Below are 24135 nucleotides of genomic sequence, written 5' to 3' on the forward strand. Positions count from 1 at the left end.
GCGCGTCCGAGTTGAGATCTCAGAATAATCCGCCATAGGGAATGTTCTTCAGGGAACTTAAACCTGCCCACCGTAGTCACACCGGTTTGCTATTTCCTGTGTCGTCCGGCACGCGAGCTGCAAAACACACTACCCATGACCACTAAAACCAAAATTGCTTCAATCCTCATCCTCGTCTCATCTTTCGCGCTGTCCGGCTGTGCCAGCAAAACCTCCGCCGATAAAGCCGACGACGAATACGAATACATCACGGTCACGGGCTCCAATCTTCGCGTGAAGGTCAAGAAGGGCACCCGCACACCGGTCGACGGCAAAACCGCTGCCCCGGTCGCAACGATGGAAGGTTCTGCTATTCACGACGGCTTTGAGACGCCGAAGACCGTCGGCGACTTGGGGAATAACTGATCCCAACCTCAGTCATCCCCCCACCGAGCTAGTTAGCCGGTGTCCTCCAATTTCTAAAAGTCCCGCTTTGGCGGGACTTTTTTTGTGCAGCCCCGGGCCCTCTCCTATTCTTCGCTCCCATCCAAAATAAAACGCCCACCGTTTCCGGTGGGCGCTTGAATGGAATCAACTAAATCGAAACGAAGCGGATCTTAGAACTGCTGCTCGAGGCGCACGTAGAGGAAGCGACCGAGCGGAGAGTAGGAACGCTCCGAGTAGTTGTTCGAGAACGCGCCCGGGCTGGTGGGGGGCGGGTTGTCGAGGATGTTGGTCGCACCGACGGTGAGCTTGGTCTCGAACTGGTCGCTGGTGCGCAGGCGATAGCTCACCTGACCGTTCAGGATCCAGTCAGCCTCGATCTCAGGCTTTCCTCCGGTGTCATCGATCGCGGAACCCATGTAGTTGGCGGTGAGGTTGGCGCCGAACGGGCCGTGTGCCCAGCGGGTGTAAACCTGCCCCTTCCACTTCGGGAAGACCACGTCACCGTCGAAGATACCGAGGTAGCTGAAGGAGGACGCACCGATGGCAGCGGTGCTCTCCTGGGTGAGGTAGCGGGTCACACTCACACCGGAAACGAAGTCACCGAAGCCGGTGTTGGACCAGCGGTAGCGGGCCTCAAGGTCGACATACTCGGTCTTCTGAAGGGCGACATTACGCGGCCCCACACCAAGGAGCTGATCGATGGTGACGCCATCCGGAGCGGAGGAGTCTGCCTGCAACACGATACGATCGGAGTAAACCGCGTTCGGGTTGCTCGGACCACCGTCGTTCACCCAGGCGTTGACGACACCCTGCACCGAGTAAGCGATGAGGTTGGATTGCTCGATCATGGCCCAGTCTACCGTGAGCTCGAGACCCGGCAGGGCCTTCGGGGAGTAGGTGGCACCGATGGAGTAAATGTCGGACTCTTCCGGCAGGAGCGGATCACCACCGAACTGCGAACCGATGTAGCTCACCGAGATCTGGTAGAGACGAAGCGGATCGCTGGCGGCAAAACGCGGGTCGATGATTTCCGGGAAGGATTCAAAGCCCGGGTTATAGAGGTCAAGCAGCGACGGAGCGACGAAGCCTTGGGAGTAGTTGGCGCGGATGGTCAGCTCGTCCTCAATGGCTTGCCAGCGCAGGCCGGCGGAGCCCACCTTGGCCTCGAATTCGTTTTCGTAGTCTTCGAAGCGGTAAGCGAGGGTAGCGGACAGGGAATCGATGATCGGAATAGCGGTCTCACCGAAGACACCCTTCACCCGACGACCACCTTCAGTGATACCGTCGGCGGCGTTCCAACCGATGGAACCGGAGAGCTTGATGGCGTCCGGCTTGGAGAGCACGTCCTGACGACGGTATTCAAAACCGAGCACACCTTCAACCGAGCCGGCCGGCAGCTCGAAGAGCTCGGTCGAGTTGAGACGCAGATCGAAAACCTGGGTCTTGGAGCTCTGTGCGGTGGTGTTATCGACTTTGAGCGTATCGATGAGGGACTGCGGGTTGTAGGGGGCGTCCGGATCGATCATGCCGCCGCCAACCGAATCGGCGAGAATGAAGGAACGGGTGAAGTAGTTGTAGTCAGCCGGGGTGTTGGTGCCGGAGTAGCTACCTTCGAGGAGGGCTTGGTCGACACCGTTGAGTTCCTTGTCGCTGGTGGTCTCTTCAGAGTAGAGCCAGCTGGCTTCGAAGCTGATGGTGTCGGTCAGTTCGCCGTTGAGAGCACCCACGATACGGAAGACGTCACGATCAACCACGTTGAGACGGGGACCAAAGTCCACGAAACGGTAGTAGTTGTAGGGAACGTCGTTGGGGTCGGTAGCGACGGCGGCACCGAATAGCTGGTTATACCAATAATTGTTCAGATTGATGCCCTGGAAGCTGGAGTAGGGAGACGGAGCCAGCTGGAACTCGGAGTGGGTATTCGCGTAGTTGGCTTCAACCGACAGCTCAATCGAGTCAGTGATGTCATAAAAGGCCTTGGCATACACGTTGTAGCGTTTGTTCGGGTTCACCATGGTGGTAAAATCCTCAAACGGGAAACGGGAGCCGCCGTCTTCAGGCGCACGGTTGTCCCACGGCTGGAAGTCGGTCAGCGAAGAGGCCACCGTCACGCCGGGCTTCAGGGTCCAGTCGAGCACGCCGGTGGTGCCGTTGGCGGCATTGATGGCGAGCATGTCGTCGGCCCAGAAGAAGAAACGACCCGGGTTACCGTAGGTGGAGTGACCACCACCCATGGCATACTCACGGTCCGGCGCGTAGAGGCCGGCCTGCTCATCCCAGGAACCACCGATGAAGAAGCGGAAGTCTTCACCGGAGCCACCCACGCTGAAGCTGGCGGTCTTCTTGGCGACGTCCGTGTCAGTCGTGTTGCCGTAGTATACAGAAGCACTGCCACCGCGGGCATCCTCCTTGAGGATCACATTGATAACACCCGCAACCGCGTCGGTGCCGTAAACCACGGAACCACCGCTCTTGAGGATTTCAATGCGCTCGACCATCGCGAACGGGATGGCGTTAAGGTCGACGGCCGAACCCGTGCCGGACGGGGTCATGCGGCGACCGTTGACGAGAACGAGGGTGTTCTCACCACCGATACCACGCAAAGCGATCTGCGTCGTGCCGTTACCACCGTTGGTGTAGTTGGAGCCGATGGTGCCACCACCGCCGGAATACGGCAGCTCGCGCATGTATTCCTGCAGGTTGGTCGCGCCAGAGGCCGCGATTTCGACAGCGTCGAACGAAACGGTCGGCAGCGCGCCTTCAACCGTGGCCGCGGACAAACGCGAACCGGTAACCTCGAATTTCTCGAGAACGACCTCATCTTCGGAGGAGGACTCATCCGTGCTTTGCGCCAGAACGCCAGTAGCGCCCAGAGCCAGGGCAAGCGGCACGGTAAGTCCCTTCAGGGGACGGATATTCATAGTATTGTAGTTGTGTTGTAGTTTGCTTGGGAAACTCCCCGCGTTGGCGGAAAGCCCCAGACTCATGAGCGCTTTTGATCACCACCAAACCACCACACGACTCATCTCCAAGATGGCCTTCGAGGGGTTTGTTGGGATCATCGTGCACATGAGTGAATCACGATCAGGAGCCGCGAAGCTACGACCGTGCCAAATGCTTCAAACCCATAAAACCGGTTTTGAAAATGCTTAAGATTGCATATTCATTGCAAAATGAAGCGGTTTTTCCGGTAGTTTTGGCCACACTGGTGCACATTTCGGGCTCGTCTTACCGACGCGTCGGAGCGAGGGCCCTCTTTCAGGCCAACGGCCAACGCATCGGCGCCATCAGCGGCGGTTGCCTCGAAACCGACCTGCAAGCGCGCTCGATCAGGCTCCTCGAATCCGGCCTTCTCCACGAGGTCGTAACCTACGACACGACCGATGAAAACGACCTGTTATGGGGTGTTGGAACTGGTTGCCATGGCGTGATTTCCGTTCTTTTGGAAGTCATCCATGAAGCACCCTCATGGGTAGCTAAAGTAATCTCGGGTGTAAGCTCTCGTTTTCCGGTTTTCCTGCGCACCATCTGGCGCGACGAGGGTGGACCGCTTGGAACCCGCTTGTCCCCCACCCCAGTCGCTCTTTCCGCATCGCGCCACACCCTGCAGGTCACGCTTTTGCCGCCGTGGCACGTGGTCATTTTTGGAGCCGGCGATGACGCCATTCCTTTGGCAAATTTTGTTAAAAACATGGAATGGAGCGTCACAGTGGTCGATCCGAGAGCAGAAATGGCCACCGTAGACCGGTTTCCGACCGCCGATCAGTGCGTGGTGCTCCCGGCCGAAAACGCCGTCGCCAAACTCGCTTGGGACGATCGCACCGTCGCGGTCGTGATGACGCACCACTACCGCTTCGATCTTCCGCTTATTCGCAGTCTCGGGCCCTTATGCCTCCCCTATCTGGGACTGCTGGGCCCACGACAAAGAGGCCAAAGAATCTGGCGCGACGCCGGTCTGCCCACCGAGCAAATGGATAGCGGTCTCCACTCCCCGGTCGGACTCGACTTGGGCGGCGACGGCCCACATGCCGTAGCGCTGAGCATCGTCGCCGAGATTCAGGCCAAAACGAACCAGCGCTCCGCTCAGCCCCTGCGCCAACGCCAGCGTCCCATTAACACCGAATAATGATGACGTCCGAGTCTCCACCTCCACGCCCTCCGACGTCCATCGCCTGCGTAATTTTAGCCGCTGGGGCCTCGCGCCGTCTCGGTCTCACCAAACAACTCCTCAGCCCGCGCGGCACCCCTCTACTGGAAAACGCCGTGCAAGCCGCCTTGGCGACGCCCGCACTTTGGCCGGTGATCGTAGTATTGGGCGCTCACGCCAGCGAAATCCGCCCCACCTTGGTGGCGCATCCCGTGTTGATCGCGGAGAATCCTGCTTGGGAGGAAGGCATGGCTTCGTCTCTGCGCATGGGGCTTGAGACCGCGCTGACCTTTTCCCGCGATGTGGATGCCGCCCTCTTTTCTCTCTGCGACCAACCCGAGCTGGAATCGCGTCATCTTATCCAACTCGTGGATACGTTTTTGAGTTCCGACCACGCGGTCGTCGCCTCGACCTACGACGGACACTTGGGGGCGCCGACATTGATCCAACGCACACATTTCAGCGCGCTCGCTCATTTGACCGGTGATGAAGGAGCCCGCCGCTTGATCAAAAGCCTGCCGCCTTCCGCGGTGGCAACCGTCGACGCCCCGGAACTCGCCTGGGATATCGATACGCCAGACGACCTGCGACGCGTCTCGGATCGGTAGAGGGCCCGCGGGTCAGGCGATGTCCTCGCCGTGCAGGGTCGCCTTGAGCGCTCGCGCTCGCTCCAGCACCGCGTCGGCCGTGTCGCCCGTTACCGTGAAGTGGCCCATCTTACGCCCCACCCGCGGTTCGCTCTTACCGTAAAGGTGTAACTTGGCCCGCGGCTCTTTGAGCAACGCCGCCCAATCCGGGGCGCCGACGAGTTCGCCGTCCTGCCACTGCCACGCATCCCCGAGGATGTTGACCATCACGGCCGCGCCGACCGTCAGCGACGTATCGCCCAGCGGCAGACCCGTCACCGCGCGGATCTGTTGCTCAAACTGCGTGCTCACGCAGCCATCCAGCGTCCAGTGGCCGGAGTTGTGGGTGCGCGGCGCCATTTCGTTGACGAGCAATTCACCGTCGTCGGTCACAAACAGCTCCACCGCCAGCAAGCCGACCAGATCAAACGCCTCGGCGATGTTCACCGCCAGCTCCGCCGCCCGCTCCTGCACGTCCTGCGGCAGTCGCGCCGGCACGATGCTGAAATCGAGGATGTGTTTGGTGTGGATGTTCTCCGCCACCGGAAAGGTGCGCGTCTCGCCGCGCGTATTGCGGGCCACGATGACCGAAGCCTCGCACTTAAAATCGATGAACTTCTCCACCACCGCGCGCTGCGAGGCAAAGGCCTTGGCCGCCGCCGGCACTTCGGCCGTCGTATTGAGGCGCATCTGCCCCTTGCCATCGTAGCCAAAATCCGCGGTCTTCACCACACACGGCAGGCCAACTTGCTTGATCGCCTTCGCCAGATCGCCGCCGGCCTCCACTTCGGCGAAGGGCACGTGGGGAAAGCCGTTTTTCTTCAGCCACTTCTTTTCCCGCATGCGGTTTTGGCAGACTTCCAAAACCTCCCAATGCGGCCGCAACGGCACCACCTTTTCGATCTCCCACAACGGCTCGACCGGCACGTTTTCGAACTCGTAAGTCACCGCCGCACAGCCGCGCGCGAAATCCTTCAAGCGCTCGATCTCCTTGTAGGACGAGTTGAACTCCCGCGTCGCCACCTCGCCGGCAGGAGAATTTTCGCCCGGCTCGAAGACGTGCAACCGATAACCCATGCGCGTCGCTGCATGCGCGAGCATGCGACCGAGTTGGCCACCGCCGAGGACACCGAGAGTGCTGCCGGGAGGAATCATTAAAAACGCTGAAAACTGAAAACCGGAAGCGCGGGAAGGTTAAACCGCCCCAGCCCCCAATTAATCCGGCAACTGGGCCGCGAGCACCGTCTCGGTCTGCTGCGAACGAAACGCATCGAGCGCGCGTTTGATGCGCTTGTTGCCCGTCGCCAACATCGCCGCCGCAAACAGCGCCGCGTTCTTCGCGCCCGCCTTACCGATGGCAAAGGTGCCCACTGGCACTCCGCCCGGCATCTGCACGATCGAGAGCAGCGAGTCCTGCCCTTTCAGCGTGCGCGATTCCACCGGCACCCCGAGCACGGGCAACGGCGTGAGCGCCGCTGTCATACCAGGCAAATGGGCCGCGCCCCCTGCCCCGGCGATGATGACCTTCAAGCCGCGCTCCTCCGCCGTGCGCGCGTAGTCATACATGCGATCGGGCGTGCGGTGCGCACTCACCACACTCTTTTCGAAAGGGACCCCGAGATCACGCAACGTGTCCGCCGCATGCTGCATCGTGTCCCAATCGGACGTGCTACCCATGATGATTCCAACCAGTGGCTTGGCCATGGCAGGAGCATTCAGCGGGCAACAATCAACTGTCAGCCCCAAACTATCAGGCGGTGGCCGGTCGCCACCCGAGCACCCGCGCCGGCAGCAGCACGAGCGCCTGCAGGAAGCGGAACACGCCGGTCACCATCACGCCCACCAAACGGAAGGGCAGCAACAGCAGCCACACCACCGGATAAAGCACCAGCGCCAGCAAAGCCAACGGCCAGCAAACCACCAGCAGGAGGCACCACAGGAGAAAGGTAAAAAAGGTCATGAGTATCGTCCTTCAGGTTGAGGGTTCAGTGACTGCTCAAATGAGCGAAATGCCTTTGGGGACCCGCACAATCGTCGTGCCGGCGATCTTGTCGTGCCAGGATTGGCGCTCGGGATCGAACGCGACCCACGCAAAACCGAGTCCGATCACGACAAGCGAAATGTAGGAGCCCAGGCCGCGCACGATCGCGATCGACCAGTCCATCGGGCGGTCGTCGAGTCGCACCACCTTCAGTCCCAGCACTATACCTCCGACCGTGGTGCCTTTGAGCCCCCACATGACGACGTGATACACGCCGGCCAGCAGGAAGAAGTATTCCGTCGCGTGGAAGAAGCGCGTCTCGATCACGTTGAGCACGATGGCCAACAGAATGATATCAATAAGCGTCGCGCCCAGTCGGGCCCAGAAACCCGCCCGTGGCAGCGTGGAAAACTGCATGCGAGCAGCGCCTCCCATCGTCGCGCCACTCGGCATGGGCGGCGGCGGCATCGGCGGCGGCATCGGCGGTGGCGGGGCGCTTTCCGCCGCTGACTCAGGCGCGGTCGACTCCGGATCGAGCGTCGATCGCGGACCCGTCATCGACGGCGCGGGCGTGACGTTGGCAGTTGCCGCAGCGGCGGGTTCGGTCGCGCCGGCCGCGGGTTCGACCGGCGGAGGCACGGGCTGAGCCGCCGGTGCGCCACTGCCGCCCGACGATCCTTTCTGCCGGTCGCCCTGCATCGCCAGAATCATGGTGTAGATCACGATACCGCTGCCGAGGAAGCCGGAGAGTTTTTGGAAAACAAATCCGAGCACGGGCACGAGGTAGATCACGATCGTGAGCAGGCCACCGATGAGCACGGCCACGGGTGCGGCCATCCGATCCGGATCGCCATGGAAACGCCGACCCAGCCAGGCGAGGAAGACCACTTTGCCGAAGATCCCGACGAAGAACATCAGCAGGCCCAGCACCAGCGGACCAATCCCCGTCACCGCGAGCACGATCATCAGCAACGGCACCAGCAGCACGGAGAGCACGGCGGTGAGCAGGGAGAAGCCCGGATGCTTTTCCATCGTGCGGGCGCAGGCCTTCACCGGCTTCGGCACGATCAACGCGATCAGAATGTAGAAAACCAGCGCGGTCCCGACCAACATCCAGACCCAGCCGAGGTTTTCGCCAAACCACAGGGGACGCCCGTAAACCAGGCACTTTTGCACCCAAGCTTTGAGCCATTCAAAATTCACATGGGTCGTGCCAAGGAAGGGGATCTCCCGCACGTCGCCATCGATCCGAGCGCCCGGGGCGCGTTGGATTTGGCCGCCCACCGAGATGAAATCGCCGTGCACGTGCGCCTCGGGGCCGAGCTGCACGCTGCTCAAGACCGCCACGACATCACGATCGGCCTCACCGTTGAGCGTGAGGTTGCCGAGCACATTAACGGTATCGCCTTGAGAATGCCCATTCAGGGTGAGGTCACCCAAAATAACGACGGTGTCGCCGCGCACGATGCCCTCGACGATCGCGTTGCCCATCACCGCCACCAGATCGCCAGTCTCCTCGTCGGCCTCGAGGTCGACATCCGAACCCACACTGACCTTCTCCGAATTACTCCGATGCGAACGCGTCACGATGACCGTTCCGTCCTCATCGTCATCGCTCTCGTTGTCACCGATTTCGACGGCCACCACGACGTTGCTATCCAGCTCCTCGTCGGCCGCCTCGTCGGCTTCGGCCGCAGGTTCGCCCACGCCCAGCTCACGCAAGGGACGTTCCGCGTCATCCGTCGACTCGGGCGGCGGGGCCACCTCTTCGGTCGGGTTCGCGGGGGTCGGTTCCTCGACCGGGGTTTGCGCCGGCAGGCGCAACGCCAAGCTCAGCCCGAGGGCCAGGCCTGCGCCGGTGAGGGAGGAAAGGATGCGCAATAACTTCATTTGAAAAAGGGAAGGAAGGGTTACACGGCGGGTCGGTCGCATCAGTATCAGCGCTGGGGGTGCCACAAGAAGCGGTAGGCCGTCGCACCGACGCCCACCAGGAGCGCGTAGGAGGCCCCGATGACCGCGAGCGCGACGTAGAGCCACTGCGTCGAGATAGTCGGCACGAGCGGACGCACCAGTTCGCCCAAGGACGAACCCGCGGCGCGCAAGGTGGCGACTGCGCTGGTGATCGGCTCAAAGAAGGACGTGATCGCGGCCGCCGAGAACAGACCGGCCAGATGCATCGAGCCCAGCACCGCCGCCGCGGCCAGTCCGCAGGCGATCACGAGGAAGGTGAGGCGCATCGGCTGCGGCCAGTAGGCGTAACTCTTGTGCCACCACGGCAGCGCCTGGCGACGCGCGATCTCGCCCAGCACGCGGGACTCGAGCGACATGGGCGCCCGGCGGGGCGGCTGCTCGCGCAGCACGGCATGGATCTTTTGTTCGAGTTGTTCGGGAGTGAGTCGGGCCATGACGGTTTATCGTTGGGCTGTGATGGCTTCGTGTTCGGTGCCGCTGCGCATCAGGATCTGCGCGAGCGCGGCCCGGCCGCGGAGGATATCGGTTTTAATCTTGGACAAAGACACGCCCAGCTGCCGGGCGATGTCCTCGTAGGGTTGTTCTTCAAAATGATAGAGCACCAGCGGCACCCGTTGGTGATCCGGGAGCTGTTCGAGCGCGCGCTCCACCCACTCGCGGCGGTCGCCCTGGTTCAGATCGGATAGAAAGTCGCTGTCGGGTGCCGCAAACTCAACTTCGTCGCCGTCTTCGCCATCGCCGCCACGGCGCACCAGCTCGGAGAAAAAGCTCCAGCGCTTCCGGTAGCGTTGCAGGTGGTTGATCGAGAGATTGGTGGTGACCGTCTTCAGCCACCCGCCCGCCGTCGGGCTGGTGCCCAGATCGTCGAAGCGTTCGTAGGCCTTCAGGAAAACCTCCTGCGAAATATCCTCCGCCTGCGCCTCATTGCCCAAGAGGCGCACCGCGGTGGAGTAAACCATGTCTTGGTAGTTTCGCATAAACGTCGTGAAATCGACCGGGGTCATGTTCCCCGAGGGTTCTGATTGCACTGGAGCTTCATCGTTCATGCCGAGAACACCGCACCGCGGCGCAGAGTTGCAAAAAACCTCTGCGCCAGCGCACAAACGGCGGCGAGCATAATCAAACCCCTCGCTGTCAGCAGTTTGCCCGCGCCATCTTTCGCCGAAAAAGTTTCGGCGACGCCGCCCGCCCCGGAATTGGGGTCCTACTGCATCAGCTGGCGCCAGCGCTCGAAATGCCCCAGCGCGGTTTCTTTGGCCAAGGTCGCCTTGTCACCGTCCAAGCCCAGGAGCTCCCGCGCCTGCGCGTCGTCCTCCCACAAGTCGTCTTCGCCCGGCAACCCGTGCCCGGCGGCCGAGGCCATCGCGGCCGCACAGTTCAATACGGTCGCCAGACGAAACTTGGAGCGGGTTTCCATCGGTGCCGCCGCGTGCCGGACCGCTAGCACCAAAGCTTCGGGGAAACGCCAGGCCAGCATGAGATCGGCGCCGGCTTGCGCGCCGGTGGTGCGAAAATTGTCCCGCTCCCACTCGACCAGAGACCCAAAGGGACTGTCATGGTAGGAGGTGCTGTGCGGTCGGTAGAGCTGAACCACCCGATCGAGCAACAGCCGGCCGTAGTTGCGCAGCAAGCCGCCCGCGTAGGCCATCCGGTATTGCCCATCCAGCACGGTCTCGATCGCTTCGGCCGCAACGGCTTCAAACAGCGCGTTCTCCCGCAGTCGTTGGCAGCCGATGCCGTAGGCGTGGAGCGACGCGTGCGCACTTTGTAAAGTGACTGCGATACCCGCGATACGATACACCTCGCTCAATCCGACCCGCTGCAGGGCCTCTTCCAAATCGGCAATCGAACCCGACGCCTGCCCACCCACCGCGGCACTGTTGGCCACCCGTAAAATCCGGGCGGAGAGCACGGCATCGCGCTTCAACAGATCGGCCACCCCTTCGATGTCGGTGCGCGGATCGAGCATCATTTCCACCAGCTGAGCAAACACGCGCGGCCCGGCAGACAGCTTCTCAGCTGCGCGCTCAAAGGCATAACTCGGCAAGTCAGCGGCTAACATGGGTATCGTGTGTAAACGTCACAGATTGGCATTGGCTTGAGTGGATCTACCTACTTCTTCGCGCTCCGTTTTCACCTCGCTGCAACTTCAGCCCATCCCATGGTGTCGTTCTGCCCATGGAACTCGCCGTCTGGCTCCTCACCACCCTGCTCCTGCTCGCCGGCCTCCTGGGCGTGCTGATTCCCATCATTCCGGGCACCACCCTGATGCTGCTGGGCGTCATCGTGCATAAGCTGCTGCTGCCCGAATCCCTCACCTGGACCCACATCGGCTGGGTCGGCCTGGTGTGGTTTGTCTCGGTGATCGTGGATTTTGCGGGCGTGTTGGTCGGAACGCGGCTCTTTGGCGGCACCAAATGGGGTATGGCCGGGGCCAGCGGCGGCGCATTTCTGGGCATGTTCTTCAGCCTACCCGCGCTGCTGCTCGGCACGATCTTCGGCGCGGTGGTCGCGGAACGCTACGCGGCCAAACGCACGCACCAAGAGTCGTTGCGCGCCGGGATGGGGGCTGCCGTGGGATTTGTGCTCTCCACGGCCGGCCGTTTGGTCTGCGCCTTTACCATGATCGGCCTCTTCCTCTTCACCGTGCAGTGGCCGGAATGGCCGACGTGGCTGCACTGGCCGTGGTGAGGCGACCTCTCAGGCGAACGCCTCAAGCAGGCGTTCAAACTCCTCCATGATCGGCTCTTGCAAGGCTTCCAGCTTCTCGGGCTTGAGGCCGAGCACAGCCAGTTTCTCCAGCGATGCCCGCCACAGTGGGACTTCACCCAAAACCGCCGCGTCTGCGCCGACCACGAAGGAACCGGCCACGTTCACCAGCACGGCCATGAGGCTGGCCGCTTCGGGCCCCTCTTCGAGATACTGTTCCCGCACGGCTTCGATCACGTCTTCGCCGAAACGCCAGTGCCGCAGCACGACCTCCGCGACTTCGGGGTTGGTGCGGCCAAAGGTTTGTCGCTCCCATCCGACCAAGTCCGACGTAGCGGCGACTCCGATCCAATCGGCGTTGCGCGCCACTGCGTCGACAATGCGCATGCCCAGCATTCGCACCAGCGCGGCCGTGTAAGCCACTCGCCGATCGAGTCCACACTCGGCCGCCAAGGTTTCGGCGGCGACGCCGTGCAACAGGGTCGACTTGGCCAAGCGGCCCACAAAAACGCCATAGGTCGGCATGGCCAGTTCGGCCAGACGGGCCGTGGTCGCCAAGCTGACCAGTCGGTAAACTTCTTTAAGGCCCACTCGCGCCACCGCGTCTTCCACCGCACTGATACGGTCGCCGCCGTAGACCGGACTGTTGCTCACGCGCACCACGCCGGCGGCCAGGGTGGAATCGCGCCGCAACAACGCGGTCGCTTCGTCGATCACCATGTGCGGGTCGAGGGTCAGTTCGTTGAACTCCGCCAGAATTGCGGGCGAGGCCGGCAGCTTGGCGGCGAGGGCAATCAAAGCGTCGTCCGAGACGACGTGGGTGGCGGCGGCGGTGCTCATGGGTGCTTCCCATATCGACGCAAAAGCCCGGGTCTTTACCCCAAACAAAAACGCCGCCCCGGAACCGGAGCGGCGTTGAAACCTGTCTTCGGTCTGCGTGAGCAGCCCGAAACCGAATTACATGCGGCAGATGAGCAGTTCGCGCTCGTAGATCATCTCCTTGGGCAGGTGATCATGGAGCGAGAGGAACAGTTCCTCGTGGCCCATGATTTCCTTGCGCCACATGTCGCGATCGATCGCCTGCAGGGCGTCGAAGTCCTCTTTCGAGAAATCGAGACCCGTCCAGTCGATGTCTTCGTAATGCGGCTGCCAACCGACGGCGGTCTCCTTGGCGGCGGTGCTGCCACGGGTGCGATTCACGATCCACTGCAGGATGCGCATGTTTTCGCTGAAGCCCGGCCAGAGGAACTTGCCGTTATCGTCCTTGCGGAACCAGTTCACGTTGAAGACCCGCGGGGTCTCGGCGAGCGAGCGCTGCATCTTGATCCAGTGACGGAAGTAGTCGCCCATGTGGTAACCACAGAAGGGCAACATCGCCATCGGATCGCGGCGCACCTGGCCGACCTGACCAGCGGCCGCGGCCGTCTTTTCGGAGCCCATCGTGGCGCCCATGTAAACGCCGCCGGACCAGTTGAAGGCCTGGTAGATCAGCGGCATGGTGGTCGCACGACGGCCGCCGAAGACGATCGCCGAAATCGGCACGCCCTTCGGGTCTTCCCAAGCCTCGTCAATGGTCGGGCATTGGGACGCGGGAGCGGTGAAGCGGGCATTCGGATGGGCGGCGGGCGTTTCGCTCTCGGGCGTCCACTTGTTGCCGCGCCAGTCGATCAGCTCGGCTGGCGTTTCGTCGGTCATGCCTTCCCACCAGACGCCACCTTCCGGGGTGAGCGCCACGTTGGTGAAGATCGCATTCTTCGCCAGCGACTTCATCGCGTTGGGATTGGTCTTGTTGGAGGTGCCGGGAGCGACGCCGAAGAAACCGGCTTCGGGATTGATCGCACGCAGGCGACCGGTCTCGTCCGGCTTGATCCAAGCAATATCGTCACCGACGGTGGAGACCTTCCAACCATCCTTCGCGATGGATTCCGGCGGAATCAGCATGGCAAAGTTGGTCTTGCCGCAGGCGGAGGGGAAGGCCGCTGCGACGTAGGTCTTTTCGCCCTTCGGGTCTTCGACACCGAGGATGAGCATGTGCTCGGCCATCCAGCCTTCGTCGCGCGCCATGTTGGAGGCGATGCGCAGCGCGAAGCACTTCTTGCCGAGCAGCGCGTTGCCACCGTATCCGGATCCGTAGGACCAGATCTCGCGGGTTTCCGGGAAGTGGACGATATACTTCTCCTTGTTGCAGGGCCAGGCGACGTCGGGTTCACCGTCCTTGAGCGGCGCACCGACGGTGTGCATGCAGGGCACAACCCGCTTTTCGTCCTTATCGATTTCTTTGATCACGGGAGCGCCGATGCGCGCCATGATTCGCATGTTGACCACCACGTAGGCGGAGTCGGTCAGTTCCACACCGATCTGCGAGATCGGCGAACCCACCGGGCCCATGCTGTAGGGCAACACATACATCGTGCGCCCCGCCATGCAGCCGTCGAAGAGCTTCTTCAGCCGCTTCCGCATAACAAAAGGGTCCTCCCAGTTATTGGTCGGACCCGCATTGTCTTTGGAGAGGGAACAGATGAACGTGCGATCTTCGACTCGAGCCACGTCCGAGGGGTCGGAGCGGGCATAAAAGCAGCCCGGCCAGAGATCTTCGTTAAGTTTGGTGAAAGTGCCCCCATCAACCAAGGTTTGGCAGAGGGCGTCGTATTCTTCCTGCGAGCCGTCGACCCAGTGGATCGCGGCGGGTTTGCAAAGAGCTGCCATTTTCTCCACCCACTTCAGCAGGTTTTTGTTGGTGGTGAGGGGTGCGGCAGGGTTGCGTAATGTCATCGTCATTTGAGGTATAGGGTTAACCCTCGGAGTAAACCGGAAACCTCCCTTTTGCTCTCACCATTACCTGTGCATCACTGCTCATCAGTTGCGCACATATCCTCATTTTCTGCCGGTTCTATATGCACCAGAACGTCAGTGATTTGCAAAGGAGAGCGCAAAAGCGCGTGTTTCACCGCCCCTGCGATGTCGTGCCCGGCCCGCACACTCAGGGTCGGCGCCACTTTCACGTGTAAATCGACGAGATAACTGAGGCCCGCGCGGCGAATGCGCACTTTCTCCATCGCCTCCACGCCCGGCACCGCTGCGGCCACCGCCTGCACCTTGGCCGACGTTTCATCCGGCGCCGCCAGATCCATGATGTCACCGATCGCCTGCCGCAGGACACGCACGCCGTTGGCCCCGATCACCCCACACGCGATCAACGCCGCCCAATCATCCGCCGCCGCAAAACGATCTCCCCCCACCACCGCAATGGTGATGCCGACAAACGCCGCCGCCGAGGTAATGGCATCCGCGCCATGGTGCCACGCCTCCGCCCCCAACGCCGTGCTGCCGGTGGCTCGCCCCAACGATTCCAGCCGACGGGCAAACACCGTCTTCGCCAGCACCACCCCGGCCAAAACCGCCAAGGTCCAAGGCGCCGGCACCCGATGCGGCGTCACGATCTCTCGCACCGCGTGCACCGCGATCCACCCCGTCGCCGCAAACAGAAACAACGCCACCGTCAGCGCCGCCAACGACTCCGCCTTGCCGTGGCCATACGGATGATTCTCGTCCGGCGGCGCCGCCGCCCAACGAAAACCAGCCCATACCATCAGCGAGGAAAACACGTCGGCCACCGACTCCACCCCATCCGCCACCAAGGCGTAGGTATTGCCCAGAATTCCTCCGGTGAATTTCACCGCGGCCAACACCAGATTCAGCAGAATGCCCCGCATCACGAGCGCACCACCCGACTCGGCGCGCTGCGCCATGGTATGATGGGGATTCGATTCAGACATGGTGAACTTGGAGTGAGGCGAGCCGCCTACTTTGGCGATTACCCGTCGCTCACCGCGAGGCCAGAATTGACCGCTTTCGGCGTTGTGCCAGCATCGCCAAACCATGTCGGAATTTTCCACCGCGATCGCTCGGGATCCCGTCAAACAATTCTCTGTCTTTGCCGAAAATCGGGTGGGTCGTCTCTACGACCTGACGCAAGTGCTCCAGTCACACAACGTGCACATCCTCGCGCTCACCGTGCTCGACACCACCGACAGCTCGATCTTCCGCATGGTGGTCGACGATCCCGACCTCGCCCGGGAGCTGATGATCAACAACGATTTTCCGTTCACCGAAACCACCGTGATCGCGCTGGATTTCGACGGTGAGCACAAGGTCAAGCACGTCCTCGGCGCCCTGTTGGAGGCCGAGATCAACATCCACTACGTATACAGTTTCCTGATACGCCCGATGGACAAACCCGGCCTGGTTGTCAGCACCGAGGACACCGAGGTCGCCGCCCAGGCGCTCAACAACTGCGGGTTCCGGGTTCTGACTCAGGCTGACATTTCGCGCTGAGCGCCGTCCCCCGGTCGACGCGCCCCGTCGCCCTACTCCTTCACCGCCACCGCCTCATCCATCTCGTAGATGGTGGTGAGGTAACCATTGTCCATCACCGGACCAACTTTGAGTCGTCCTCGGAAAAACAAGGTAACATCCATCAACGGTTCGATCGGTTTGGCCAACCGCACCGTCACCCATTCATTCACCGCCGGCACCGCGCCGTAGCAGCAGACCATCGGGTCGCTCACCAACAGAAACTCCGCCACCTTGCCCGTTCCCGCCTCCATGCGGACCGGCAGCATGAAACCGCTCAGCACGACATCACGACCATTGTAGCTGGCGATGTCCTCCGGGATCTGCGCCGTGCTCTCCGCCACGATGTCGGCCTCGCTCTGACCTGGTTCGTAAGCCGGCGCCGTGAACTTGAAGCCGGCCAGCTTCTCCCAACCTAGCTTGGGCACCTCGGCTGCGCTCACGCCCAGCGCCAGCATCACCAAAAACATTCCCCACCGGCCGATTCGTTGCACCGTTCGCATGCGCCCAACCTGAGCGCCATGGACGCCCCGTCAACGCCAGCTCCCGCTGAACGCTCATCGCACCACCTTCACGCTTCTCAAACCGCTGCAGATCAGCACACTCTGCGCCCATCGTGTTCTCCCGCTCCGAGCCTCCGCCTCCGCTCCCCGGCCATTGCCTCAATTGCGGCACCCCGCTCCACGGCCAATTCTGCAGTAAATGTGGACAACGCGATTTCGATTTCCGCCAAGGCTTTTGGAGCATGCTCAGTGAAGCCGCTGAGAGCTTTTTTCATCTCGACGGTCGTTTCGCTCGCGGCGTCGTCTACCTGCTTTTTCTCCCCGGCCGGTTGACGCGTTCCTTCCTCTTGGGACGCCGGGCGAGCCAGGTGCCACCGCTGCGCTTCTACCTCTTCATCACGCTCGTCTATTTCCTGTCGCTGCCGCTGCGCACCACCTTGGAGATGCCGGAACTACCCGCGGGAGACCTCCAACAAGGCCTCAAAGAGCTCCCGCAGGACATCGTCGTTGCCGACAACTCAGAGGAGGCTGAAGACCTGAGCGACTTCATCGCCGGTCTGCAGGAAGGCATGACCAACGAACGCGGGGAGAGCCTCCGCCTCCCCACCCGGGACGAGGTCATCGAACTCGTGTTGTTTTATGGGCCCAAGGTCCTCTTTGTCCTCCTACCGCTCCTGGCCCTGTCCACGCGCGTTCTCTTTTGGCGATCCGGCTTCGCTTACCTGGAACACCTCGTCGTCGCGCTGCACATCGGCGCCTTCTACTTCACCTTCCTGTTGTTTGCGGGCGGATGGGTGGGCCTCTTGGAATTGATCTGGTCTCCCTTGGCAGGTCTCGCCCAAGCCCTCGCGTTTACCTACGCCGCCCTCTATGTGCCGCTGCTCTTCGCCGAAGTTTTTCGCAAAGGCATCTGGGGCACCCTCTGGCGCACCGGCGTGCTTTTCACCGCCGCGTTCTGCATTTTCCTCGTCGTGGTCGTCAGCTTCAGCGTCGTGCTAGTCAGCCAGCTGCAGCTTGACGGGTGAGACCTTCGCCCGGCCGCAGTCGCCGGAAGCGGTGTTCGATCGGCTTGCGCTGCTCCGCGCTCAACGGCGGCACCTCCGGTAGCGTCGTGCGACCCTGCGCATCCAGCGTCGCCCGGCACAGTCCGCGAAAGACGTCCCATCGCTCAGCCAACTTCAACTCCGCGGGGCTCAATCCATCGCCGTCCAACGGGGCCGCGTGCGCCACCTGCCGCAGCAGGGAACGCCATTCTGTCAGCAGTCGATCCACGTCACCGCGTCCCGCCTGCTCGAGCTCGGCAATCACCGTCGACGCCTTGGCCGTGCGTTCGGTCAAAGCCTGCACCACTTCCGACGCGCCCGCCCCATAACCGGTCGGCACGCCTTCGCTCAGAAAGCCCGGAAAATCGAAACGCCGATACACCTTTTCCGCCACCTGCAGCAGCCGGCCGATCCGCTGCGGATCATCGCCGCAGAAACGCTCGCCGGCAAAAAGGTTGGCCGCGTCATACAACAAATCATCCAGCGGATACCGCGGGCTCTCCAGCGCCGCCGCCAACGCCAACCCCTCCGGTCCGGTGAAGCTCGCCACGATCGCCCCGCGCGCTGTCAACCGCAGCTGTTTGTCGAGCACCCCCAAGCGCTGCAACGACCACAACAAGGTCGGCTGCGGCGACAACGCCAGACACTCCCGTCGCCACTCACACCCGCGGCACCCACGAAACGGATTGCGCCGGCGTCGCACCACCCGCGCTCGCCCTGTATCCGTTTTTTGAGCACAAGGTAGCGTGACCTCCGCGGGGAGTTGTCCCGTCACTTCGTTGCCCACCGCGATTGGTTCCGGCGCGTAAAACCGCGCGCCCCAATCGCGCACCAGCTGCGCCGCGTCATCACCCACCCGCAGGCCGCGCAGCAGGAAGGTCCACGGCATCGGCGTCGCCCGCTTGAGACGCTGCGGCGCCGCTCGCCCCATGCGCGGCGTGCGTAAACTCACCAGCATGTAACCGACCTCATCCAACCCGCGCCGTCCCGCGCGCCCGATCATCTGCAGCAACTCATGCGGCGCGATAGGTCGCTCCACGTGCCCCACCCGATACCGCTCCGCCGTCACCATCACCGAGCGGAGCGAGAAGTTGATCCCCGCACTCAGCCCGAGCGTCGCGACCACCGCGCGCAACTGCCCGGCCTTGGCCAGCGGCTCCACCACGCCGGCTCGCTGCAGATACGATAATCCGCTGTGATGATAGGCCACCCGTTGGCGCAACAACCGCGCCAACTGCGGTCCCGCCGCCTGTTCCTGCGCCGTGGTCAACGTCAGCGGTTCGCTCAACGGCACCTCCCGCGCAAATTGCCGCGCCAATCGCTCCGCGTCGCGCCGATGCGGCGCAAACACCAACACCGGGCCCAATCCTTCGCGCAACGCTCCCGCCAAACGTTTCGCCCAGAAACCCTGAATCTCCCGCGGCAGACCACGCGTCAGGTCATCCACATCAAATTCTTCCAGCGGCACGGGCCGCACCCGCGTGCGCACCATCCGCACGCTCCGTCCCAATCGTTGCAACCACGCCTGCACGTCCCCCGGATTGCCCACCGAACCGGACAACAGCAGCAACTGCACCGTGACCGGCAACGCGAGCAACACGCCTTCGTAGTGGTTTCCCCGCACCGGATCAGCGATCCATTGGTATTCGTCGACCACCAGCAGTCGCGATTCCCCGGTCGCTCCTATGGCCGTCAGTTCCCGTTGCACCGCCTCCAGCGTAGCGACAACCACCGGCGCCTCCGGATCCACCGTCACGTCGCCTGTCACGATGCCCACCCGCCAACCGCGTTCCCGCCACTCGGCATACTTGTCATTCGCCAATGCCCGCGTGGGAACAGTGAATATGGCCCGGCGCCCAAAGTTTGCCTGCTCCGCCCAACGCTCGAACACGTAGGTTTTTCCCGCCCCCGTCGGCGCGTCGACCACCACATCCTCCCCCGCCGCCAGTGCCTGGATCGCCTCCGCCTGCCACGCATCGGGCAGCATCAAGCGCTGCAAACCCGCCGCCCAGTCATCGGATCCAAATCGCGCCATGCCGCGCGGACGCTCCACCGCCCGGCCCCTCACGTCAATCCGTCGACGGCGAATCCAAGCGCATTCAGATTACAAAAAAACCCTCCGAGGGCCCCCGCTCTCAAAACTTCCTTATATCGCGTAACATTTGTGAAACAAACCCTCATCTTATTCGCGACACCCGCCAAGAGGCCTTGACCACCGGGCCCGCAGCCCTGTGTTCGAGGGCGTTGACTTACATTGGTCGGTCCTCGGCCTGCCAGATTGGGAAACCTATCACCCGATCCGGCAAACCCGGTGACCGTTCCATTCACATCCACAAACTACCATGAACTATTCGAAACGGGCTTTTGCCCTAACTGCATCTGCCGCTCTCGCGGCGTTGCCGGTCTTCGCTCAGCAGACCACGCCGAGCGCCGAAGACACGGTCGAACTCGACGCCTTCGTCGTGACCGAGATGGCCGACTTCGCGGATCAGGCCATCCTTGGCACGACGCCGGTCGCTTTCACGACCTTCGATAAAGAACAGATCACCAAGGAGCTCGGCTCCCGGGACATCCCGCTCGTGCTCAACAGCGCGCCGTCGATCTACGCCACGGAAGACTCCGGCGGCGCCGGCGACGCCCGCGTCAACGTGCGTGGCTTCTCCCAGCGCAACGTCGCCATCATGATCAACGGTGTGCCCACCAATGACATGGAAAACGGCTGGCTCTACTGGTCCAACTGGGACGGTCTCGGTGATGTCTCGCAGAGCATCCAGCTCCAGCGCGGCCTCTCCAACACCTCGCTGCCCATGCCCTCCATCGGCGGCACCTTGAACATCATCACCGATCCCTCCGCTTCCGAGGCCGGTGGTTCCGTCAAGACCGAGTTCGGCTCCGATAGCTTCTGGAAGGTCACCGGCGTGTTCAACACCGGTATCCTCGAGGACAAGTTCGCCCTCACCGTCGGCGCCGTCCACAAGGAAGGCGATGGCAAGTTCGACTACGGTTGGACCAAGGGTGAAGGTTACTACCTCGGCGCGACGTGGTTCGTGAACGACACCAACCGCCTCGAGCTCTACGGCATCGCCGCCCCCCAGCAGCACGGTCAACGCTTTGACGCCAACATCGCGGTGTGGAGCGCCAAGGAAGCCAAGAAGCTCGGTTACACCGACGCCCAGATCGCGGCGGTGGAACGCTTCAACAACAGCCCCCGTTTCTACGGTTCCGGCCCGGTCGATGCCGGCTTCGATTTCAACTCGAACGCCGCTCCCGTCGATCCCTCCTACACCGGCCAGCAATACTACTGGGGTGGTCTGCATAACCGCTACGACGCCAACTTCATGAACGAGCGCGTCAACTACTTCAACAAGCCGCAGGTGAACCTCAACTGGTTCTCCGAGCTGTCCGACAACGCCAAGCTCGCCACCGTGTTCTACTGGTCCGGCGGTGAAGGCGGTGGTTCCGGCACCTACGGTAGTATCCAGCGCTACGCTGAAGGCACCTCCCTCGTGCAAAACTACGACTGGAACGCCACCATCGAGCGCAACCAGAACCGCACGCCGGACGCCAATGGCGAACTCTCCTCCTACGGCATCCTGCGCAACTCCAACAACGAGCAAAACACCTACGGCATCATCTCCAAGCTCACCTACGACTTCAGCGATGAGGTCTCCGTCACCGCCGGTGTCGACTGGCGCACCGCCGAGATCGATCACTATCGTGAAGTCCGCGACCTCCTCGGTGGCGACTACTACTGGTATACCGGTAACGACTTCGACACCACCGACGCGCAGCGGAAGAAGCGCCTCGGCGACAAGATCGCTTACTTCAACACCAACACCGTTGACTGGCTCGGTCTCTTCGTGACCAGCAAGTATAACTCCGGCCCGATCGACGCCTTCGGCACCGTCGGCTACTCGAACATCGATTACTCCTACCTCGACCACTTCACCGATGTCGGCGGTGGCGAGAAGCTCTACGCCGAGGCCAACGGTCTCGACGGCGCCCAGATCAAGGGCGGCATCAGCTACGAGTTCTCCGAGCAGTTCTCCGCCTTCGTGAACGCCGGTTATGTTGACCGCGCCCCGATCTTCGACGGCGCCATCGACGACAGCACCGGTCAGCTCGTCCCGGACCCGACCAACGAGACCTACACCTCCGTGGAAATCGGCGCTCGCTGGGCCACCCCGAGCGAGAACTTCTGGATCTCGGCCAACGCCTACTTCACCACCTGGCGTGACCTCACCGGCACCGACGTCGACGAACAAGCCGACATCGTGACCTACCAGCGCGGCATCAACTCCGACTACAACGGTATCGAAATCGAGGCCGCTTACGCCATGAACGAATGGGTCCGCTTCGACGCCGCCGCTTCCTTCGGCGACTGGACCTACGTTTCCGACGTGGACTACACCCAATACACGATCAGCACGCGTCAGCAGCTGCCGAGCAACGGTGACATGCTCTACCTCGACGGCATCAAGGTCGGTGACCAGCCGCAGACCCAGCTCGCCTACGCGGTGACCTTCTTCCCGACCGACGGCTTGTCCATCAAGCTGCAGGGTCGCTCCTACTCCAACTACTACGCCGATTGGGATGTGTTCACCCGCAACAACCCGAACGACCGTGAGCAGTCCTGGAAGATCCCGAGCTACACCGTGTTCGACCTCCATGTCTACTACGACATCCCGGCCGAGTTCGGTCCGTTCGACGTGAGCCTCTTCGCCCACGTGTTCAACCTGCTCGACGAGACCTACGTCTCCGACGCCTCCGACAACAGCCAATATGAAGGTCTGCCCGTCGGTCTCGCTGGCACCGAATCCCACACCGCCCAGTCCGCTGGCGTGTTCTTCGGCCAGAAGCTGAACTGGAACATCGGCGCTCGCCTCCGCTTCTAAGCGGCACGACCCGACTTCCTGTTCGATCTAAAAAACTCTCAGCCCCGTTCCCTTGTGGAACGGGGCTTTTTTGTGGCCCATGAAATTTACCTGCTGAGTCGCCAAAAACGTCTCCGGGCATAGATTGCTTAGCTTCTTTCCAGCTTCCCCGGGCTTCCGACACGTCACCAGCGCCAGCCCCGCGCTCCCGCTTCCACTCCACATTTGGCCTTTCCGACTTCTCTCCGCGCGCTCAACTCCCGCAACTACCGGCTGTTCTTCACCGGCCAGTCGTTCTCCCTGCTGGGCAACTGGATGACCCTCACCACCTCCGCGTGGCTCATCTACGAACTGTCACGCGACCCGTTTCTCGTCGGTTTCCTCCCCTTCGCCAACCAGATCCCGGTGCTCCTGCTCGCGCCGCTCGGCGGCCTCCTCGGCGATCGTCTGCCGCGCATCCGCCTCATGTGGTGGCTCAACATCCTCTGCGCGCTCCAAGCCGCCACCCTCGCCACCCTGACTCTGTTCGACGCCATCACCGTCGGTCGCCTGCTCGCGCTCGTCACCTTTCGCGGCCTCATCAACGCCCTCGAATTCCCCACCCGCCAGTCCTTCATCGTCGAGTTGGTCGACCGCAAGGACGACCTGCCCAACGCCATCGCGCTCAACTCGTCGATGTTCAACGCCGCCCGCCTGGTTGGCCCGGGCATCGCCGGTCTCACCATCGCCACTGCCGGGCCCGGCGTGAGCTACCTGCTCGATGCCAGCAGCTACCTCGCCATCCTCTCCGCCCTCTTTCTCATCCGTCCGCCAGCCCACCATCGGCCCGCCGCCCAGCGCAAACGCCTGCTCACCGAACTCCGCGAGGGCGTGGGCTACGCCCGCCGGTCCCCGGCCCTCATGCCTTCGCTGGTCATGGTGCCTTTGATCGCCCTGGTAGGCTTTGCCGCCAGCACGCTCGCCCCCGTCTTCGCCCGCGATCTGTTCCACGGCGACAGCACCACTCTCGGCTACATGTTCTCTGCCGTGGGCGCGGGCGCGCTCGTCAGCGCCGTCACCCTGGCCCGCCAACCCTCCCCCCAGGGCCTGCCCCGCCTCGTCGCCGCGGGTGCGTTTGCCATCGCGATTGGCCAAATTGGAGTCGCCTTCAGCCCCACCCTTCCCTGGGCCCTGCTGTGCCTGGCCGCCACCGGTTGGGGCACCGTGCTCTCCATGGCCGGCAACAACACCCTCGTGCAATCCGCCGTCGCTGACGACAAACGCAGCCGTATCATGGGCCTCTTCGCCATGGGCCAAGGCATGTTTCCCATCGGCAGCCTGATCGCCGGTGGCATCGCGTCCAGCCTCGGCCCCCGCCCGGCCGTCGCTCTCGCCGGCGTGTCGTCGGCCGCGGTCGGCTGGTTTTTTCTGCGCCAACGACGGTCCGTCGCCTCGCGCATCCGCCCTCCGCATCAGCCCGCTCCCCTCCCCTCGGATTCCCAAACCTGAGGCGACCGACGCCG

At 62.5% G+C, this 24135-nt stretch carries 21 protein-coding genes; 8 read left to right on the forward strand and 13 right to left on the reverse strand.

The genetic code is table 11. The features are described 5' to 3' along the window. The first annotated feature begins 135 nt into the window (after positions 1 to 135). A complete protein-coding gene (locus K1X11_RS10230; protein ID WP_221032240.1) occupies positions 136 to 405 on the forward strand; it encodes a hypothetical protein in 270 nt (89 codons plus the stop codon). 191 nt (positions 406 to 596) lie between these two features. Here K1X11_RS10230 and K1X11_RS10235 read toward each other — a convergent pair whose 3' ends face one another. Next, on the reverse strand, positions 597 to 3347 hold the full coding sequence (locus K1X11_RS10235) for a TonB-dependent receptor plug domain-containing protein (protein ID WP_221032241.1): 2751 nt from the start codon (positions 3345 to 3347) through the stop codon (positions 597 to 599). Between the two features lie 152 nt (positions 3348 to 3499). Between K1X11_RS10235 and K1X11_RS10240 the strand changes: the two genes are divergently transcribed. After that, positions 3500 to 4552: an XdhC family protein gene (locus K1X11_RS10240; protein ID WP_221032242.1), complete on the forward strand. Its 1053-nt coding sequence runs from the start codon at positions 3500 to 3502 to the stop codon at positions 4550 to 4552. 2 nt (positions 4553 to 4554) lie between these two features. Next, positions 4555 to 5181, forward strand: a complete 627-nt coding sequence (locus K1X11_RS10245) for a nucleotidyltransferase family protein (protein ID WP_225919617.1) — start codon at positions 4555 to 4557, stop codon at positions 5179 to 5181. A 12-nt stretch (positions 5182 to 5193) separates the two neighbouring features. On the opposite strand, the gene K1X11_RS10250 is transcribed toward K1X11_RS10245, so the two are convergent. From K1X11_RS10250 to K1X11_RS10280, 7 genes are all read right to left on the reverse strand, one after another. Continuing rightward, positions 5194 to 6354 (reverse strand): 5-(carboxyamino)imidazole ribonucleotide synthase, encoded by a 1161-nt coding sequence (locus tag K1X11_RS10250; protein WP_221032244.1) that lies wholly within the window; start codon positions 6352 to 6354, stop codon positions 5194 to 5196. Positions 6355 to 6414: 60 nt separating this feature from the next. Then, on the reverse strand, positions 6415 to 6903 hold the full coding sequence (gene purE, locus K1X11_RS10255; RefSeq protein ID WP_221032245.1) for a 5-(carboxyamino)imidazole ribonucleotide mutase: 489 nt from the start codon (positions 6901 to 6903) through the stop codon (positions 6415 to 6417). A gap of 46 nt (positions 6904 to 6949) precedes the next feature. Continuing rightward, entirely contained in the window at positions 6950 to 7159 is a 210-nt protein-coding gene (locus tag K1X11_RS10260) for a hypothetical protein (RefSeq protein ID WP_221032246.1), read from the reverse strand. A gap of 36 nt (positions 7160 to 7195) precedes the next feature. Further along, a complete protein-coding gene (locus K1X11_RS10265; protein ID WP_221032247.1) occupies positions 7196 to 9070 on the reverse strand; it encodes an RDD family protein in 1875 nt (624 codons plus the stop codon). Positions 9071 to 9117: 47 nt separating this feature from the next. Continuing rightward, positions 9118 to 9585 carry a hypothetical protein gene (locus K1X11_RS10270; protein ID WP_221032248.1) on the reverse strand — a complete coding sequence of 156 codons (468 nt, stop codon included), beginning with the start codon at positions 9583 to 9585 and terminating at the stop codon, positions 9118 to 9120. 6 nt (positions 9586 to 9591) lie between these two features. Then, positions 9592 to 10155 carry an RNA polymerase sigma factor gene (locus K1X11_RS10275; RefSeq protein ID WP_225919604.1) on the reverse strand — a complete coding sequence of 188 codons (564 nt, stop codon included), beginning with the start codon at positions 10153 to 10155 and terminating at the stop codon, positions 9592 to 9594. A gap of 200 nt (positions 10156 to 10355) precedes the next feature. After that, positions 10356 to 11213, reverse strand: coding sequence for an HDOD domain-containing protein (locus K1X11_RS10280; RefSeq protein WP_221032250.1), 858 nt, complete (start codon positions 11211 to 11213; stop codon positions 10356 to 10358). Between the two features lie 116 nt (positions 11214 to 11329). Between K1X11_RS10280 and K1X11_RS10285 the strand changes: the two genes are divergently transcribed. Then, positions 11330 to 11842, forward strand: a complete 513-nt coding sequence (locus K1X11_RS10285) for a DUF456 domain-containing protein (protein ID WP_221032251.1) — start codon at positions 11330 to 11332, stop codon at positions 11840 to 11842. A gap of 9 nt (positions 11843 to 11851) precedes the next feature. Here the strand turns inward: K1X11_RS10285 and K1X11_RS10290 are convergent, their stop codons facing one another. The 3 genes from K1X11_RS10290 to K1X11_RS10300 all read right to left on the reverse strand — a co-directional run bounded on the left by K1X11_RS10290 (position 11852) and on the right by K1X11_RS10300 (position 15636). Next, a complete protein-coding gene (locus K1X11_RS10290) occupies positions 11852 to 12700 on the reverse strand; it encodes an HDOD domain-containing protein (protein ID WP_221032252.1) in 849 nt (282 codons plus the stop codon). Positions 12701 to 12817: 117 nt separating this feature from the next. Beyond that, positions 12818 to 14632, reverse strand: coding sequence for a phosphoenolpyruvate carboxykinase (GTP) (locus K1X11_RS10295; RefSeq protein ID WP_221032253.1), 1815 nt, complete (start codon positions 14630 to 14632; stop codon positions 12818 to 12820). Positions 14633 to 14706: 74 nt separating this feature from the next. After that, entirely contained in the window at positions 14707 to 15636 is a 930-nt protein-coding gene (locus K1X11_RS10300) for a cation diffusion facilitator family transporter (protein WP_225919605.1), read from the reverse strand. A 103-nt stretch (positions 15637 to 15739) separates the two neighbouring features. On the opposite strand from K1X11_RS10300, the gene K1X11_RS10305 reads away from it, so the two are divergent. After that, the gene (locus K1X11_RS10305; RefSeq protein WP_221032254.1) at positions 15740 to 16195 is read left to right on the forward strand and encodes an acetolactate synthase; all 456 of its coding nucleotides are present in this window, start codon (positions 15740 to 15742) and stop codon (positions 16193 to 16195) included. A 32-nt stretch (positions 16196 to 16227) separates the two neighbouring features. Here the strand turns inward: K1X11_RS10305 and K1X11_RS10310 are convergent, their stop codons facing one another. Continuing rightward, on the reverse strand, positions 16228 to 16716 hold the full coding sequence (locus K1X11_RS10310; RefSeq protein WP_221032255.1) for a DUF3299 domain-containing protein: 489 nt from the start codon (positions 16714 to 16716) through the stop codon (positions 16228 to 16230). 242 nt (positions 16717 to 16958) lie between these two features. Between K1X11_RS10310 and K1X11_RS10315 the strand changes: the two genes are divergently transcribed. Further along, positions 16959 to 17741, forward strand: a complete 783-nt coding sequence (locus K1X11_RS10315) for a DUF3667 domain-containing protein (protein WP_221032256.1) — start codon at positions 16959 to 16961, stop codon at positions 17739 to 17741. On the opposite strand, the gene K1X11_RS10320 is transcribed toward K1X11_RS10315, so the two are convergent. Then, entirely contained in the window at positions 17716 to 19794 is a 2079-nt protein-coding gene (locus tag K1X11_RS10320; protein ID WP_221032257.1) for a DEAD/DEAH box helicase, read from the reverse strand. The two genes, K1X11_RS10315 and K1X11_RS10320, sit on opposite strands and share 26 nt — an antisense overlap. 307 nt (positions 19795 to 20101) lie before the next feature. Here K1X11_RS10320 and K1X11_RS10325 point away from each other — a divergent pair, with 307 nt between their 5' ends. Next, the gene (locus K1X11_RS10325) at positions 20102 to 22654 is read left to right on the forward strand and encodes a TonB-dependent receptor (RefSeq protein WP_221032258.1); all 2553 of its coding nucleotides are present in this window, start codon (positions 20102 to 20104) and stop codon (positions 22652 to 22654) included. A gap of 204 nt (positions 22655 to 22858) precedes the next feature. After that, on the forward strand, positions 22859 to 24121 hold the full coding sequence (locus tag K1X11_RS10330; RefSeq protein WP_221032259.1) for an MFS transporter: 1263 nt from the start codon (positions 22859 to 22861) through the stop codon (positions 24119 to 24121). The last annotated feature ends 14 nt before the right edge of the window (positions 24122 to 24135 follow it).

Origin of the sequence: Actomonas aquatica, from assembly GCF_019679435.2 — a bacterium.
Taxonomy (GTDB): domain Bacteria; phylum Verrucomicrobiota; class Verrucomicrobiia; order Opitutales; family Opitutaceae; genus Actomonas; species Actomonas aquatica.